12 protein-coding genes are annotated in these 14,365 nt (G+C 53.0%); 5 read left to right on the top strand and 7 right to left on the bottom strand.

All coding sequences use genetic code 11. The features are described 5' to 3' along the window. Nucleotides 1–174: 174 nt before the first annotated feature. The 6 genes from BLW11_RS15700 to BLW11_RS15725 all read right to left on the bottom strand — a co-directional run bounded on the left by BLW11_RS15700 (nt 175) and on the right by BLW11_RS15725 (nt 7,595). Nucleotides 175–621: a hypothetical protein gene (locus BLW11_RS15700; RefSeq protein WP_048361915.1), complete on the bottom strand. Its 447-nt coding sequence runs from the start codon at nt 619–621 to the stop codon at nt 175–177. 332 nt (nt 622–953) lie between these two features. After that, nucleotides 954–1,994 carry a fimbrial protein gene (locus BLW11_RS15705; RefSeq protein ID WP_048361914.1) on the bottom strand — a complete coding sequence of 347 codons (1,041 nt, stop codon included), beginning with the start codon at nt 1,992–1,994 and terminating at the stop codon, nt 954–956. Between the two features lie 11 nt (nt 1,995–2,005). Next, complete coding sequence (locus BLW11_RS15710) at nt 2,006–4,543, bottom strand: fimbria/pilus outer membrane usher protein (protein ID WP_241486182.1); 2,538 nt, start codon at nt 4,541–4,543, stop codon at nt 2,006–2,008. A gap of 103 nt (nt 4,544–4,646) precedes the next feature. Further along, a complete protein-coding gene (locus BLW11_RS15715) occupies nt 4,647–5,330 on the bottom strand; it encodes a fimbrial biogenesis chaperone (RefSeq protein WP_048361912.1) in 684 nt (227 codons plus the stop codon). Between the two features lie 61 nt (nt 5,331–5,391). Further along, nucleotides 5,392–5,919 (bottom strand): fimbrial protein, encoded by a 528-nt coding sequence (locus BLW11_RS15720; RefSeq protein WP_019822637.1) that lies wholly within the window; start codon nt 5,917–5,919, stop codon nt 5,392–5,394. Nucleotides 5,920–6,824: 905 nt separating this feature from the next. Continuing rightward, entirely contained in the window at nt 6,825–7,595 is a 771-nt protein-coding gene (locus BLW11_RS15725; RefSeq protein ID WP_048361911.1) for a sulfite exporter TauE/SafE family protein, read from the bottom strand. A gap of 103 nt (nt 7,596–7,698) precedes the next feature. Between BLW11_RS15725 and BLW11_RS15730 the strand changes: the two genes are divergently transcribed. Beyond that, nucleotides 7,699–8,601 carry a LysR family transcriptional regulator gene (locus BLW11_RS15730; protein WP_048361910.1) on the top strand — a complete coding sequence of 301 codons (903 nt, stop codon included), beginning with the start codon at nt 7,699–7,701 and terminating at the stop codon, nt 8,599–8,601. Between the two features lie 136 nt (nt 8,602–8,737). Here the strand turns inward: BLW11_RS15730 and BLW11_RS15735 are convergent, their stop codons facing one another. Then, nucleotides 8,738–9,601: a LysR substrate-binding domain-containing protein gene (locus tag BLW11_RS15735; protein ID WP_048361909.1), complete on the bottom strand. Its 864-nt coding sequence runs from the start codon at nt 9,599–9,601 to the stop codon at nt 8,738–8,740. 134 nt (nt 9,602–9,735) lie between these two features. Between BLW11_RS15735 and BLW11_RS15740 the strand changes: the two genes are divergently transcribed. From BLW11_RS15740 to BLW11_RS15755, 4 genes are all read left to right on the top strand, one after another. Further along, nucleotides 9,736–10,788, top strand: coding sequence for an agmatine deiminase family protein (locus BLW11_RS15740; protein ID WP_048361908.1), 1,053 nt, complete (start codon nt 9,736–9,738; stop codon nt 10,786–10,788). A gap of 4 nt (nt 10,789–10,792) precedes the next feature. Continuing rightward, nucleotides 10,793–11,701, top strand: coding sequence for an N-carbamoylputrescine amidase (gene aguB / locus BLW11_RS15745; protein ID WP_048361907.1), 909 nt, complete (start codon nt 10,793–10,795; stop codon nt 11,699–11,701). Between the two features lies 1 nt (nt 11,702). Then, a complete protein-coding gene (locus BLW11_RS15750) occupies nt 11,703–12,815 on the top strand; it encodes an extracellular solute-binding protein (protein ID WP_048361906.1) in 1,113 nt (370 codons plus the stop codon). Nucleotides 12,816–12,913: 98 nt separating this feature from the next. Next, nucleotides 12,914–14,038: an agmatine deiminase family protein gene (locus BLW11_RS15755; protein WP_048361905.1), complete on the top strand. Its 1,125-nt coding sequence runs from the start codon at nt 12,914–12,916 to the stop codon at nt 14,036–14,038. Nucleotides 14,039–14,365 lie beyond the last annotated feature (327 nt).

Genomic DNA, 14,365 nt, shown 5'->3' on the forward strand with positions numbered 1-14,365 from the left:
CTTAAGTTGTGTTGAAAGGGAGTAAAAGGCTTGGTCAGCCAGTGATTCATTCCCGCATTCACACGAGCCCGGCCGGCCACCAGTGGGCATCCATGCCCATGCCGTCCAGTCAGTTAAAAACGTGCGAAACGGTTATCAACGCCAGGATTTAAATCGTGATACGGGCAACTTTCGTTACGAGTCGAGATGGATTTCGGGCAGACTCATGACACCCGAATTGAGAAGGTCTACACGCTTCCAGGTATTAACCCACCACACTAATGCTTTCAAAATAACGGTATTCATCGAAACCATTAAGATGTTTGCTTGTTCTTTAATTTGGTGCACTTGGCCTGTTTTGAACTTGCAAAGGTGGTGTTTTATGTTGCTCGGTGTCGTACGAAGACTGATGTGCGTATCGGTTGATTCAGCCGCGTTGCCGTTCTGGGATGTAAGAAGCGCCAATATGAGTTTCAGGCTCGATAGCTGATCGGTCCACTGCATCCACGCTTGTTTTATTTCGCCGCTTATGCTCCGGTCGTGTCGAGTGGCAAGAGTCACTAGGGATTCATAGAGGTTCTGTGGAATGGTCACGTCGAGTTTTTCTGCAGATGTGACTTCTACGTTGTTACTTTGATTCATAACGCTTCTTCCTCCTGGAGCTATATGCAGTCCTGATGTCGCATATGTTGTATGTATGTGCGGGGGGCAATAGATTTTTGCCCGGCAGTCACCCGTCGCAGAAGCAATACTCGGTGATCAAGTTATCGGCTTTAGTGCTGTTGATGACGCCAGGGCACAGATTATGTAAATCCATGCCAATTAATGTGGTTATAGAGGGTGAGGGCATAGTCCGCACCCGGTGTTATTAAAGAGACCTCACATTAATAGCGGGTAAAGGTACAGCGCTTCAAAAGGCTGATGTTGTTTGTGCATCGCGGTACTCATCATTAGTGGCAGGTGGCCAGTATATATTACTTGAAGGTAATATCGATGTTCGCAGATGCTCGAAAAGGGCCAACTTTAGGCGTAGTACTGAGCCACTTAAGGCTCGCTAAAAAGTTTTTTCTGACGTTGGTGCCATTGACCAGTCCCAGTTCTACGGGGGTGTTCATAGGGATAAAGCTCATCGGTGTATTTTGCTGTGATAGCACAATCCCGAAGCCGCTGTTGCTGGTCGGCAGGATAGTGGTTGTGTCCTGCACGGGGTATGTCGAGCTGAAGCTGGCGTTCAGAACCTGTCCCTGGCAATCCTGGCCACTGTCGGGCCCTGAGATGTCGGCGCTTATGGAGAAGGGCACCTGTTTTTCGATGAACCCCACCCTGGCATTTTGACGTGGAATGCTGCCAAAGTTTACAGCCGAGCCATTATTTGCAGTCACGGTCACTTTAGGGTTGCACGAGATAAACCTGATATTGCCCAGCCCGGATACATAGGCATTGAAGTTGCTGTCGGCGACATTGTTAAGTCCGCCCACACCATCGACCTGGAACAAGGAGTACGACCCGGTGTTGGTTATCCTGCCGCCCGGTGGCGGTGCGGCTCCGGTGGCCTTTATATATATCGAATAGGACACCGTCAAACTGAGAGATTGCGCAGGCGACAAGCAGGTAGAGCCTCTTTTTCGGCAACGTGTTCCGGGGCCGATATCTTGCCGTGCTGAATTCACCAACTTGTAGTCAATACTGCCGTAGTTAACCCCTATTTCAATTGAATTATGAATGCTCTTCAAATTGTTTTTGGGGTCCCAATACAGGTAGGCATTTTCCCCGCCAGGATGGTTTCGATCGTCAACACACTGGAAGGTCGAGGTGAACGTCGGGGAGCGCCACAGCAATGCGCCCGGCACGGTATTGGCAGTAGAGACCTTGATCTGTTCAGCGAGCACAATATCCTGACGGATGCTGCCGTTCTTTTTACATGACAAGGCATAACTATTAGATGAGACCGCTGCCAGAGTGATTATCAATCCGGCGGTCAGTCCACGATGTTTATGCGTTAATAAAAAAAACATATGGTGTCCTTTTATGGCTTCACGCAGGCCAGCGAAAGCTCTTGATAACCGATGTTCTGTTCTTCCATGACGGCCAACTCAGGCACGCGCAATGAGCACGTTTCGTTTATGCCGGCTCCCCATTTCACCAACAAGAGATCACCCGTGGAGGCACCCGAGATGTAGATGTCTCCGTTAGTGCCAACCGTGCCGCTGTTTTTGCCTGTCGCGCTGAAAATATTGGCACCCAAGGGAGGCGAGTTGCCGTCGCTCATCGTGCTGTGTACCAAAAGGCTTTGGCCGGAGTGAGTTTCAAACGTCACACGAGGAATAGCCCCACGTGTTGGCACCACATCCCTGGCCGCCAACGGGATATCCAGGCCGCTGCCAATGTCTTCAGTCCGTAACGCGATACGGTTGTGACGATAAGGAGTAGCAGAAGTCATGACTGCATAGCCGGAGCTGTCAATTTCCACGCCTGGCTGGTTTTCCAGGCGCACGCCCTTGGCGTTTTCGGCTTCGATCAGTACGAATGTACTTTGCAGCGGCTGGGTCAGCGTGAGCCCACGTGCGTGTGCCACGATGCCCCCTGACACGCCCAGCGTGGTCTGTTGGTAGTCGTTGCTGTAGCTATAACCCGCGTTAATCAGGCCCTTGTTGCCCTGGTAGCCGATGTTGGCCGAGGACGTCTGCCCGGAGTATTCGTCATGTCCGGTCTGTACTACGTAATTGAGCCGGCCATCGTCAAGTGCCGTGCCACTCAGGCCAGAGCTGTAGGTGTTACCCGACTGCTCGCTGTGACCGACATTGAAACTGGCCGTCATGTCTGACGATTCCTTACTGAAAAAGCTGAACGGAACCGATACGGTCACATTCACACTGCGGTCCTTATAGCCATAGTTACTGCGGCTATCCTGATAGAAAATGCCATAGCTGGTATTTTTATAGCTGCTGTTAAAACCTGCCTGCACCGTTCGGTCTTCACTGGAGCCGCCCCAGTAAGACTGATTGCTCACGTTGGCATATAACGTCGAACTGGCGCCCATGCGCTGGTTGATAGACAGCTCGACACGTTGGCGTTTATTGCCGAAGTTGTTGGTATAAGTGGTCCGACGACGAGACTCTGCCCAACCTGGCACACCCAGATTGCGGTAATCATTTTCATCGTAGTACTCGTTACGGTAAGTGCCGTTTTCATAGCTGTCACGTTCAGCTACGGCATCAGAAAAGTCGTAATAACCGGAGGTCGAATAACGGTAACCGGCAATGCGAAATTCGGTCCCAAGGTCGCTCAGCGACTTGGAATACAAGAAGCGCACGCTCTGACCCTGTTTGCTATCGCCGTTGGCCAGGTCGGTGTCGGAGTAAGATGCGTCGAACGACACCGCGCCCCAACGGCCCATGTTTTTACCCAAGCCTGCTACGGCGGAACGATAGTTCTGCGCCACCATCAGACCGCCGTAGGGCGTAACGTCATAAGTCATCCCGCGTGACAAAGTGCCCTGTACAAATGACGGTTGGTAGTGGGTAGTCCCGTCATGGTACTTGCCGGCTGTCAGCTGATAGTCCCAGATCCCTTCACGCAACATGTTGGGCACCGAGGAAAAGGGCAGGGTAAAGCTGCTTTTTGAGCCATTGGCTTCAGTGATCGTTACATCCAGATTGCCGCTTAAAGAGCTGGGGTAAATATCGGTAAGCGCAAACGGGCCAGGGGGGACGTTCGTGCTGTAGATCGTGTAACCATTCTGCCGGACTTCAACCCGGGCAGCGGTCAATGCAACCCCGCGCACTACCGGGGCGTATCCACGCAGGCTCTCTGCCAACATGTCATTGGCGCTCGACAGTTGCGCGCCACGGAACTGAATACTGTCGAAAACGTTACTGTTGGTGTTGGTTTGCCCAATGATCAAACGGCTACGCCAGGGCACAATATCTGTTTCAGCCCAGGTCGAGATATTATCGAAACTGGAACCCGCGCCTGATTGCTGGCTCAGCGTAGAGTTGTTTCGCAATCGCCAGCTGCCGACGTTGATACCGTTGTTGAGGCTCAGAAAGGAGTAATCCGAAGATTTATCCGCTTGCTGATGGCCGTAACGGTTGTGGCTACCATTGAAGTTGTAATTGATAAAGGCGGCATTCACGCCCTGATCATAAACCTTGGGTGAGATGGAACCTTGCGCGCGAGGCTCCAGAAATAATTGCGGCACCTCAATGTCCATGCGTTGCAGCGCAGCGTCATGACTCAGCTGTGCACCCTGGACTTCTTTGTTCAAGGCAAAGCACCCCGTGGGATCTTGCACTTGGCGATCGGACAGCTTGATCCCGTAGCCCCGGTAAGCCAGAGCCGTCAGGCACGGCACGATTGGCTGGTCGGGGGCGAGCTTTTTGAATTCAATATCACGATGATCGATGCGTTGACCATTCAGGAAAACGTCGAACGGATAGCTGCCGGGCAGAATATCGTCGCTGCCCGAAAGTGCCGCCACCTGAGCCGCATTTTCGTTGCCACGAATGAATGACGTGTTGAACTGGTCCGTGGCCTTGGCAAGAGGGGCGAGTAGAAATGGCACAACATAAAAATAACCTGCGCGGTTAACCATTTTAATTCTGCGTGTCAGCTTGTGTGTAGCTGTTTTTAGGTGCACCACGACTCTTTCCCCTGCGAAGCATGACTCATTTCAACGAGACGTTTTTGATCTCGGTGTGCCCGCCATAATTATTGATATAGGTAAACGACAGGCCATTTGCGGACTGTGCATTTGATGGCAGGGCAATTTTGAGACTGTCATATGGGCCGACCATATCGGCATTTACTTTCCAGGTTTTATCGCCGTTGCTGAGCGTTAAAATACCTAGTGTTACGTACATGGGGCCGTTATTGGTCACGGTTAACGCCTGGCCTTGACGCTGCCATTTCAAGGCTTCAGCCTGGGCTTGCAAGTTGGTTTGCAACGCCTGTGGCCGGTAAAATAATTTAATACGCGTACGAATCGCTACTTGCAGTACATTGTCCTGTTTAGGGGCAGGTGGAATTTCCTGTACATTGACCCAGAACAGGGATTCGCGATCTTGTGCTAGTCCTTTCCCTGAATAGATAAAGCGTAAAACAGCCTCTTTATGAGGCGCCAGTTTCAAGATGGGGGGCGTCACAATAATCGGTATGTCGCGCGGTATTTGACTTGCATCACCCGTATCCAGCCAGGTTTGAACCATGTAGGTTTCCTCGCTGTCGTTATTGATAGAGAGCGATGCGGACTTGCTGTCACTGTTATAAATAACGCGTGTTGCATCTACCTGAATGCCAGCAAACGTGTTCGCGGAACAGGCGAGCAACGCACACAAGAGTACTTTTTTCATAAGGGGTTCAAGCGCTCAGAAAAGTGGCCATCCTTGGCCAGTGATTCTCCTGCGGGGTTATTTACTTGTACTCGATAGCGAATGTCGCGGTAGCGTTCGCCTGACCTGCCGTTACAACGTCCTGGTAAGACTTGTAACGGGCGCGCAGGTTGAATGTGGCAGAGCCCGGGTTAGCGCCGTCAGCAGCAACGGTGACGAGCGCGGGGCTGGTAACGTTCTGGCTGATTGGCAATGTGGCGCCATTGTGGTCCAGTACTTCAATACCTACACCGCCTGCGCCGCCAGTCACAGACAACAGTTCTGGATGGCCCGCTGGAGTGTTGCCATCAAAACGCAAGGTGTAATCACCGGCTTCACATTTTTCGAGGTTGATGTCGAAAGCTTTCGCGCCGCTAGTAGAACCCGACGTCGGGAATGCAGTGGTTGGGTATTTACCCAGGTAAACTTGTTTGTTCTGGTCTTGATCCGACACTTTACAGGTGGACTGTACAATTTCGCCGGTGAAGGCTACGTTGCCATTTGCAGCCACTGCGTTATAAGCACTCATGGACAGTGTCAGTGCAGCTACGGACAATACAATTTTTTTCATTTTTCTTTACTCATCAATTAATAGAGGGGCAAGCAAACAACTGGCAGAACTCTTTTGAATGAGCCCGCAACTAAAGGGTGATAAAATTTTTATAATAAATAATGACCACCGCCTGAGCCATGACGCATCATGGGCAAAGCGGATCAAGAAACTATCTATTAGGGTATGTCAGATCGCCTAATTGCTGGGCAATACACGGTGTGTGTGATAATCGCTTCAACATACTCGATGACATTGAAAGATTATTGCCGAGTCCAAATTGACATGTCAATACAGTGGCGCTTTTGCCTGTATCTTGTTGGGTGTCGTTTTATTGACGCCGCATGTATGTCTGCATAATATTATTTATGCATTTAAGATAATCAGGTGTCTTGTTAATGACGTGTCGAGTGGTGTGGATACTCTGGAAACGCAATTGATCAGGCGGTCAGGCACATGACTGAAGCTTTCCATAGTTCTTGCTAAACGAAATCCATCGTCAAAAAACAGACAGCGTTCACATTTTTCCCGTGAGGAAATCTCCTCTGAGACGAGTGCTAATTAGATGTAAATTTTTTTCTTGGCGGGAGCAAGTGTCTCGTAAAAGGGGCTGTATGCTCTTCGGTAAATACCCCGGCGGTGTAATCGCAGTGCTGGGTAGCCGGGGCGAAAGTGGCCGAGACGCATGGACTGATAGAGGTTTCGTGCCAGGCGGGCTTTTTGAGGTGTTGCGCAGACTGTCCGGGACAGGTCTGCACAGTCGGTACACGCAACGACATGGGTTGATTTATTGGAGGTTCCGTCCTCACCCAGGGCACGATTCCATCGGCGCCAACCACATGCATTTCTGCTGACGGATCTAGTAGCAGCCGCGGGGGAGCGTTGGCAGTCCCGCCAAATCCAGTGTCCTCGTCTGCGAGACCTTTTTAATTGATACCGAAATAGGCTCGGTACACAAGAGTCATCCCGCTGACCAATATGATTATGTTTATGAGTGTGGTGAACGTGCTGCGAGATATTTTGAATGAGATATGTTCGCCGGCCCAAAGCCCCAAGAACAAGGCTGGCAATAAGTAGATCGCTGCCACAACTAACGCAAGATCGGCGTATGCCCCGGCGATGGTGAGCATGGTAATGCGTACGAGGGTACTAATTCCAATCAATGTGCTTTGAGTGGAACTGGCTTGCTCTTTAGTGCTTGTCCTGCCGTTCAGATAAATCGCGTAGAGGAAACCGCCGCTGCCAAAGAGGGCGCCAAACAGCCCGCCGCCTACCCCCAGGGGCACTGCCCAGGCCGCAGATATATAACGGGTTCGTATAGGCTGTGTGAGCATATACAGCGCGTATAAAGTCACGAAACATCCCATCGCGAGCATTAAGACGTCCGATTTGGTTTTTAGTAGCACTGCTATACCCGCCACGCTACCAATGGCCATGAATGGCAGCAGCCTGGCGAGTTCAATGCGCACCACATGCTTGTGAGAACGCGCCAGCTTTCCAAATGCAGCGACGCAGTCAAGGAGTACCAGTAGAGGAATAGCTTGCGACAGAGGCATGTAATTCACTAACACAGGTCCCGCTACCAGTGCCGTTCCAAAACCTGCAATAGAAAATATGACGTATGCCAGGCTGATGGTCACGAACATGATTGCCAAGGTTGCATTGTCGAAAGGGATGTGGAGAAAAGCATCTGGCATTATCGGGGCTTCCATGACGTGTTTTTTATAACCCTACCCAACAGGGTAGCAATCTACTAATATGGAAAAAACACATTACCGATCACATTTTGGCATAGCTATTATGATATCAATGAAGCAGTTGCGATATTTTGTAGAGATCGCAGAACATGGAAGCTTCAGTGTCGCCGCACAGAGACTGTTTATTGCTCAGTCAGCGCTAAGTCGACAAATGAAGGAGTTAGAAAGTAACCTCGGTACGCTTTTGTTCGAGCGCACTGCAAGACAGCCCCATCTGACACATGCCGGGTTAGCCTTTTTGCCAAGGGCTAAATCAATTCTCATTGACGTTGACAGCGCAGCTCGACTGGCTACTTCGGTAGGCAATGGTCAAAGTGGTACGTTGCGACTTGGCCATGCCAGCACAGTGCCGCTCATAGGGAAGTTAAAAGATGCGCTTGGGGTTTATCTGGAGTGCATGGGCGATGTTCAAATTGAAGTCTCGGAGGAGTCTTCAGAAACACAACTGATGAATTTAGTTAACAATCGCATTGACGTAGGCCTGTTTCGGTTGCCGGTGTTACATCAATTAAATGATATTAAACTGATTACTCTGTTTAGTGAGAAAGTTGTCGTCGCCGTCGGCCCAACCCATCCTCTGTCATCAAGACAATCCATATCGCTTGCCGAGTTGCGAGACGAGCCATTCGTCTCGATAGCACATCCAAAGCGAGGCGGACTTAGTTATCTTACATTTGAGCTTTGCGCGCGTGCAGGGTTTGCTCCGAAGTCAGCGCAGGTTTATTCGTTAAAAACCACACAGTCGTTGCTGATCCAGGCAGGTTTCGGCATTGCTCTGCTTCCGGTCTCAATGGTTAAAGCTTCATCCTTGCATGCCATTGATATAACAGATGAGGGTTGTGAAAGCGGGGTCGTTCTTGCCCATCACGAGCGCGATTCCACTCTGGTAGCGGCTTTCGTTGAGCACTTTCGAGAGGCATTTACTGACTCGTCTCGGGTTTTATAGACACCTCCACGCCTTAAAATCAGGTCAATCGGGAGGTGCCATAAGCAACTCACGCTGCTTCGAAGAGTTAAAAGTCCAGGCGGTCAATCAAGTGGTCGATAAGCCGCCGAGCTTTGATCCAGGGCCGTTAAGTTACTTATCCTTCTGCTACCAGGTTGCTAAGCAACCACTCACTGAAGCTCCGCGCAAGCGGGTTGTTCTCACTGTCACGATGGGTCAGCAAAGCCCAGTTAGGGCCGCGAATGGTTTCCTCGACCAAGGGCTGCAACAGCCCATTGGCAAGTGCCTGTCGACTCAATAATTGACTGACCAAGGCGATACCCAGACCGGAGCAAGCAGCATCCAGCAGCAGGCCGGGATCGGAGAAGTTCAGCCCTTGGTCCTTCTGGCCTACATCGATTCCGGCCTCCACTTCCCAGTGGCTCCAGTCCATTTCCCGCTCGCCGTGAAGAGTAGTGCGCTGTTCACTTGGAACTGCCAGTACGCTGGGGTGGCAAGCCGGGTACAGGCGGTCAGCGTACAGCACCTTAAAGCTGCATTCGGCCTGGGGACTGATGTCATCCCGCACAGCGAGGTCGATGGTCTGGCTGACCATGTCCGGGACTTCATCGGTACTGAAGATCCAGAGATCCACGTCCGGATGCTGGCGACGAAAATCTGCCAAGCGTGGCAGCAACCAGTGACGGGCGAACATTGGGGTGGTGTTGAGTACCAGTTGGTTGGGTTTGTGGTACTGGCCCAGGCGGCGAATCCCGACGGCAAGTTGCTGCAGCAAAGCCTGGGTGGTGCTGAGTAAGTCATGGCCAGCATCGGTCAGGCTGACGCTGCGTCCATTGCGAAAGAATAATGGCTGTTCAAGGTAGGCCTCAAGGCTACGAATCTGCTGACTGATCGCCGACTGTGTGAGGTGCAGCTCTGCGGCTGCCTTGTGGAAACTGCCCAATCGAGCAGCGGCTTCAAAGCCGCGAAGGGTGCCAAGAGGCGGCCAGTGTTTGAGCATTCTGATAAGTTCCTCTAATCATTTGTACGCAAAATACATCGTTTGTTTAGCCGTTTTTGCGAACGTAGCATGCATGCCAAGACCACACAGGCAGTTTTCATTGAACACAATGACTTAACTCAAAGGTACTTGTCATGCAGCAGAATGAAATTCAAAACAGTGGCTGGTGGATGCCGGCAGAGTGGGCCAAGCACGCAGCGACCTGGATGGTTTGGCCGCACAACAAAGCCCTGTGGGAGAACGGTTGGGGCGTGACCTTGCCTCTGGTGCAAGAGGATTTCGCTCGCGTAGCCAACACCATTGCCCGCTTTGAACCGGTGAAAATGATCGTTGACCCTTCAGCGGCAGCGAGCGCAAAGGCGCTGTGCGGGCCAAACATTCAACTGATCGAGCTGGCAGTGAACGACAGCTGGTGCAGGGACTCGGGCCCGAGCTTCGTCTGCCACCCGCAACAGGGCCTGGCGGGTGTGAGCTGGCGCTTCAACGCCTGGGGCGGTAAGTCTGCCTTTGACCTGGACGAAGGCTTGGCCCGCCGCGTACTCAATCACCTCGGTGTGGAGTGCTTCGGGACCTCGCTAAGTAACGAAGGAGGCGCCATTCATGTGGATGGCGAAGGCACTTTGATCACCACTGAGTCGGTATTACTCAACCCTAACCGTAACCCTGGCATGAGCAAGGCTGAGATGGAGGAGATCTTCACTCGCCTGTTAGGTGTGAAAAAGACTGTCTGGTTACCGGGAGACCCAAACTATGTGACCGGCGACATGACCGACGGCCATGTCGATGGTGTGTGCGCTTTCGCCCGCCCAGGCGTCCTGCTGGTGGACGCCACCCACGATAAAGACTCGGTGTATGCCGAAGTAGTACGTGAAAACCGTCGTGCGCTGGAACTCGCCACTGATGCCCAAGGCCGCAAGTTTGAGCTGATCGAGTTGTTTGAAGCCACCGAGGCTGTGGACTCCGGGGCTGAAGTGTTCTGTGCCTCTTACACCAACTTCTACATCGCCAACGACGCGATCATCATGCCGGCCTACGGCATTGATGCCGACAGGGTGGCTGCCGAAGTGTTGGGTCGGGCCTTCCCGGGGCGAGAAGTGGTACCGGTGCGGATCAATCATCTGGCTCATGGCGGCGGCGGAGTGCATTGCATTACCCAGCAACAGCCAGCCTGGCCACTGAAGGGTTAATGCGATGACCATTTTGACTGTTGCCACAACCCAGATGCCCTGCACCTGGGACCTGAAACAAAACCTCGATCATGCCGAGCAGTTGGTCCGTGACGCTGCCGCCAAGGGCGCTCAGGTCATCCTGCTGCAGGAACTGTTTGCCACACCGTATTTCTGCATCGAGCAACATCACAAACACTTGGCGTTGGCCGAGGAATATCACCAAAGCCGAGTACTCAAGCGCTTTGCCGCGCTGGCCAAAGAGTTGGGTGTGGTGCTGCCGTTGAGCTGGTTCGAGAAGGCGGGCAATGCCTGCTTCAACTCGCTTAGCGTGGCTGATGCGAATGGGCAGCTGCTGGGTGTGTATCGCAAGACACATATCCCAAACGCCATTGGTTATCAGGAGAAGGAATACTTCAGTCCTGGCGATACGGGCTTTCGTGTTTGGGACACTGCTTTTGGGCGCATAGGGTTGGGCATCTGCTGGGATCAGTGGTTCCCGGAGACCGCACGCTGCCTGGCGTTGATGGGCGCTGAAGTCTTGCTGTTTCCCACCGCCATTGGCTCTGAACCTGGCTGCACAGCACTGGATTCACGTGACCACTGGCAGATGACCATGCGCGGCCATGCCGCCGCAAACATCCTGCCCGTTGTGGCCTCCAACCGCATCGGCCGAGAAGTGGCAACTACCGATCCAACCCTGCAGATGAACTTCTACGGCTCGTCCTTTATCTGCAATCACAAGGGCAAACTGTTGGCCGAGGCTGACCGCGACAGCGCCGGCGTGCTGGTACACAGCCTGGACTTGTCCGCCATGCGCGAAGAGCGCCTGACGTGGGGTATCTACCGCGACCGCCGTCCAGAAATGTACGGGGCTCTGTTAAGCCAGGATGGCCGTCACATTAATCCTCGCTGGAATACTCAAGGGGTTTGATATGAACGTAACCCGCAAACTATTGCTCTGCTCCCTAGGGCTGGCTCTAAGCGGTGCCTTGTCGTCAGCACAGGCGGATGACAAGACCCTGAAGTTGTACAACTGGGCCGACTACTTCGCCGAGGACACACTCGCCAGATTTACCGCCGAAACCGGGATCAAGGTGATCTACGACGTCATGGATGGCAGTGAGACACTGGAAGCCAAGATGATGGCTGGCGGCAGTGGTTATGACCTGATATTCCCGGGCGACACTGTTGGCGAACGCCTGATGCGTGCCGGCAGCCTGCAGCCACTGGACAAGTCAAAGCTCACGGCCCTGGATGATATTGAGCCAGGCCTGCAGAAGCTGCGTACGCATTATCTCTACTCGAACAAGGCCACCGTCCCCTATACGTGGGGCACCATAGGCCTGACCTACAACACCGAGCAGATCAAACAACGCATGCCGGATGCTCCGGTGCATAGCCTGGACATGCTGTTCAAGCCGGAACTGGCCGCCAAGTTTGCGGACTGCGGTATCTCCCTGATCGATTCGCCGGACGAAGTCCTGGCGGTAACGCTCAACTACCTCGGCCGTGAGCCACGCAGCGCCAGGCCGGAGGACTTGGCTGCGGCCAGTGAACTATTGCTCAAGCTACGGCCGTACATCCGTAAGTTCCAGTCGCAACCGGTGAGCGATCTGGTCAACGGCAACTTGTGCCTGTCGCTCGGGTACAGCGGGGATATGACTCAGGCGCAACGGGCTGCAGATGCAGCAGGCAAGAAAACTGCGTTCCAGTATCACATTCCGCGCGAAGGCACCACGGTGTGGATGGATACCATGGCGATCCCAATCGACGCCAAGCATCCAGAATACGCCTATGCGTTCATCAACTTCGTCATGCGCCCAGAGAACATGGCAGCCATCAGTAACTTCACCGGCTATCCTGTTTCGAATGCCAAGGCACGTCCGAATGTCGATTCAATGATGCGTAACAACCCGGACATTTACCTCGATGATGTCACCTACGAACGATTGATCCCGGGCAAAGATGTGCCTCAAGCCGATATGCGTGCGCGCATGCGAGCCTGGACCAAGTTCAAGACCGCCGCCGCTAGCCCAACCAGATAGTCGGCCTCAAAAGGGGTCTTGCCCCCCCATGGGCAGAATTGGCGGCTGCAGTTGCAGCCCTCCAAACAATGCAGCGACAAGAAATGAGAGATACATCTATGTCGACACGTCGTGAGTTTATGAAGCAGGTATCCGTAGTCGCCAGTCTAGGCGCCGCAGCGTCAATGGGACTTGGCCTGAGTGCTGCCCGGGCGGTCGCAGCCAACAAGGGTAGGTGGCATATGCCGGATGAGGGCGACAAACACCAGCGGGCTTTCATCGCCTTTGGTGCCCAGGAGGTCATCTGGGAAGATTTCACGCCTGACGTGCAAGATGCCTTAGGCCTGATCGCTCGCACTATCGCCGAATATGAGCCGGTAACCGTGTTCTGTCGCGAGAACGAGCGGGATTTGGCCGAGGAAAAATGCGGCACGGCAAACATCACCTTTGTTACTACGGAACTGGACGATATCTGGATGCGTGATATCGGGGCCAACTTCGTCATCGATGGAGAGGGTGGGCTAGGTGCTGTGGATTTCAACTTCAACGGCTGGGGCAACAAGCAGCAGCATGCCGACGATGCGCAGCTGGCCGCTCTGGTTGCCAGGAATGCGCACGCCAGCTACATCCGCAGCCAGCTGGTGGGCGAGGGGGGTGGTATCGAAGTGGATGGCCACGGCACGGGGATCATGACCGAAAGCAGCTGGATCAATACTAACCGCAACCCCGGCTGGAGCAAGGCTGACGTAGAGGAAGAGCTGAAGGCCAGACTTGGTTTGCGCAAAATCATCTGGCTGCCTGGAATCAAAGGCAAGGACATCACCGACGCCCATGTCGACTTCTACGCCCGCTTCGTCAAGCCAGGGGTCGTGATCGCCAACCTCGACAATGACCCGCAGTCATACGACCATGAAGTGACGCTTGTGCACCTGGACATTCTCAAAAACGCCACTGATGCCGATGGCCGCAAGCTGCAAGTGCATACCGTATCTCCTCCGATGCACCCACGACAGAACAGATTCAGCAAACAAAATCCCGACTTCGCTGCGGGTTACATCAACTACTTCGTGATCAATGGTGCGGTCATTGCGCCCGAATTCGGTCACAAGGCGGCAGATACGAAAGCCTATGAATTGTTGTCAGAGCTCTACCCGGACCGTGAGGTGGTGCAGCTCAATATCGATGCCATCGCCGCAGGTGGCGGCGGGATCCACTGTGTGACCAGTCACCAGCCTTTGGCTTAGTCTTGATCACTGGTGCCTTCTACAAACCGGGTAAGGCCTCTTCGAGGCCAGGGGCGATGATCCAGACAACGCAAACGACTCCAGCTTCTATCTGATACAAGGCTGCGCCTGTATAGAGGAATGGGAGCCTGTGACAAGTAACTCCCGTCTAAAAGAACAGGCGCTGGCGCAACCAGCAGCCGGATATTAACCCGAATGAATATTATTATTTTAAATGACATTCATTTGAATCAATGAAGTTTTTAGAGGACTACGCCAGCCATGTTTGTTTGTTTTACGTGATACCTGCGTGTAGACCCATAACAGGGTTAACTGGCGTAATCGCGT

Source organism: Pseudomonas deceptionensis, assembly GCF_900106095.1.
Taxonomy (GTDB): Bacteria; Pseudomonadota; Gammaproteobacteria; order Pseudomonadales; family Pseudomonadaceae; genus Aquipseudomonas; species Aquipseudomonas deceptionensis.